Origin of the sequence: Candidatus Desulfatibia sp., from assembly GCF_036446775.1 — a bacterium.
Classification (GTDB): domain Bacteria; phylum Desulfobacterota; class Desulfobacteria; order Desulfobacterales; family UBA11574; genus Desulfatibia_A.
Genome location: NZ_JAZFTO010000053.1, coordinates 1 through 2406, shown reverse-complemented (window position 1 = coordinate 2406; position 2406 = coordinate 1). Strand labels below are relative to the sequence as shown.

The following is a 2406-nucleotide window of genomic DNA, read 5'->3' as shown; positions in this document are numbered from 1 at the left end:
ATGATGCCGATCTTATCGCCAACTTAGAGGACGACGATAAAGAAAGCCCCATGGATACCGACCGGCTGGCCCGCATCGTTGACAAGTCGTTTTTAACCGCCGGCGGCCGCAAAGAAGCCGAAGGTATCTTGCTGAGTTGACTGGACAGTATCGGAATTTCCTTTTTGGAGTACGCCGAAGGCGAACGTTACATAAAATCGCAAAGCGATTTTATTAATAGTTAAACCAAAAAAACAGATAGACAAAAAAAACGGAGGTGTAGACATGAGCACGACATTAACGCGTAAAATAGTAGAAATCGATGAAGAACTGTGCGACGGGTGCGGTCTTTGCATACCGTCCTGTGCCGAGGGTGCCCTGGAGATTGTTGACGGCAAGGCCCGCATTATTGAGGATAAATTGTGCGACGGGCTTGGTGCCTGCCTGGGAGAATGCCCGACCGATGCCATCAAGATCATTGAACGCGAAGCCGATGAGTTTGATGAAGAGGCCGTTCATCAGCATCTGGCCGAACAAGAAAAAGCCCCTGAGGAGGAAACCCTGGCGTGTGGCTGCCCGTCCGACAGCATGCAGAGCTTTGGTGCGGCTGATGGCTGCCCCTCGGCCGGCATGCAGACTTTTGCTGAGGCGGGTGCTAATCAGGCGGCCGGCCTGCCGGCTGCTGCCGAAAGTGAAGCTGAATCGGCACTATCCCACTGGCCGGTGCAGATCATGCTGGTTCCTGCCCAGGCTCCCTTTCTTAAAGGAGCGGACCTTCTGGTGGTCGCAGATTGTGTCCCCATAGCCTATCCCTCTTTTCACAGGGATTTTTTACAGGGCAAAGCGGTTGTGATGGGATGCCCAAAATTAGATGATGCCCAGCACTATATCGACAAATTTGCGGAAATCTGCAAATATTCCGGAGTCAACAGTATTACCATTCCTATTATCGAGGTCCCCTGCTGCTCCGGACTTCCCATTATCGTTAAAAAGGGCATGGAAAAGGCCGGCGTTAAAATTCCCATCGAGGAGATAGTCATAAGCACACGGGGCAAAATCCTAAAGCGTACCAGGAGTTAAAAACCCTGTTGAGGAGCCGGTAAAATAAAGCTTAATGCTAAAACCAAAATCGATGATCTGTTGAAAGTCGACCCTTTTCTGCTCGATTTTCTTATCAGCAAGCACCCCAAAATTGTAACGATCTAAGATTCTCTGCAGTTCCGCATCAGCGGGGCTGCAGGGAACTCTTCAATAATAGAATGGGTGCTCTATGAAAATTGAGGGAGAGGAACACTGGCTGCCCATCTTAGTTGTACTTATGCAATTCGTATCACAAGACTTTGACATCATTGATATTTATAACTTTTACAAAGTATCACATGCGCATTTCACAATATAATAGCACTGAATAATCGTTTTTTTCCGAAAAGCAGCCTCTCCCCTAACCGAATTCGATTCCATGCTTTCTTTACCTTCTTGCCCAAATGATAATATTTGCAGTTCTGGTTCTCCCATGTTATTTTAAGATAATTGCAGAATATCATTTGAAGTTTCCAGTGAAAATGAAATTACCTCGAACCTAATCTGAAATGTAGCCAAATTCAGGGAGTACGCCCGATGTAATGCATAAAGGCTCATACATGGTATTTAAACTATACCTTAGCATGGGCCTTTTCGTTTTTTCAGCTGGAGGATTTTCTAATGACCAGAAAACAAACATATGAAGAATTGGAGCAAAAGGTTAAGGAATTAGAAGAAGAAACTATAAGGCGCAAGCGGGCTGAAGAGGCACTGATAGTTGGTGAAGAACGTTACCGTAATATTATAGAAGACCAAACCGAGTTCATCGTTAGATGGCTGCCTGGAGGAATCCGAACCTTCGTGAATGAGAGCTACTGTCGTTTTTTTGGAAAAACACGTGACGAGGTTATCGGCTCCAGTTTTTTCCCACTAGTCTCCGAAGAAGATCGTAAAACGGTCGAAAAGAGGATAGAAACACTAACTCCTGACTGCCCTGTATCAATGGGCGAACACCGTGTTATTCGCCCAGATGGAACAATTGGTTGGAATCAATGGGTGGATAGGGCAATTTTTGACGAGAATGGGCAAGTAGTGGAATATCAATCGGTGGGGCGAGATATAACTGAACGCAAGCAGGCTGAGGAGGCACTAGTGGAAAGTGAAGAGCGCTTGAAAAGTTTTTACCATTCAGCTTTTGAAGGAGTAGCAATTACCGAGCAAGGCAAGATCATAGACTTTAATCGCCAATTTGCTGATCTTTTTGGATATGAACGCGATGAGTTGATTGGCAGAGAAGTCATGGCTCTGGTTGCCGAGGAAGATCGAGAGTTAGTATTAAAGAACATTAGATCAGGTTTTGACAAACCTTAGGAACATAAGGCTCTCCGCAAAGATGGCTCAATTATT

Annotated in this window: 2 protein-coding genes; both read left to right on the top strand. The window is 45.7% G+C overall.

All coding sequences use genetic code 11. The features are described 5' to 3' along the window. The first annotated feature begins 264 nt into the window (after positions 1 to 264). Positions 265 to 1059 (top strand): ATP-binding protein, encoded by a 795-nt coding sequence (locus tag V3S16_RS02295; protein WP_413883058.1) that lies wholly within the window; start codon positions 265 to 267, stop codon positions 1057 to 1059. A gap of 621 nt (positions 1060 to 1680) precedes the next feature. Further along, on the top strand, positions 1681 to 2370 hold the full coding sequence (locus V3S16_RS02290) for a PAS domain-containing protein (protein ID WP_413883057.1): 690 nt from the start codon (positions 1681 to 1683) through the stop codon (positions 2368 to 2370). Positions 2371 to 2406 lie beyond the last annotated feature (36 nt).

What these genes read in the sequence shown, in the direction of transcription:
- V3S16_RS02290 (WP_413883057.1), top strand. Translation starts at nt 1,681, where the DNA reads ATGACCAGAAAACAAACATATGAAGAATTGGAGCAAAAGGTTAAGGAA.
- V3S16_RS02295 (WP_413883058.1), top strand. Translation starts at nt 265, where the DNA reads ATGAGCACGACATTAACGCGTAAAATAGTAGAAATCGATGAAGAACTG.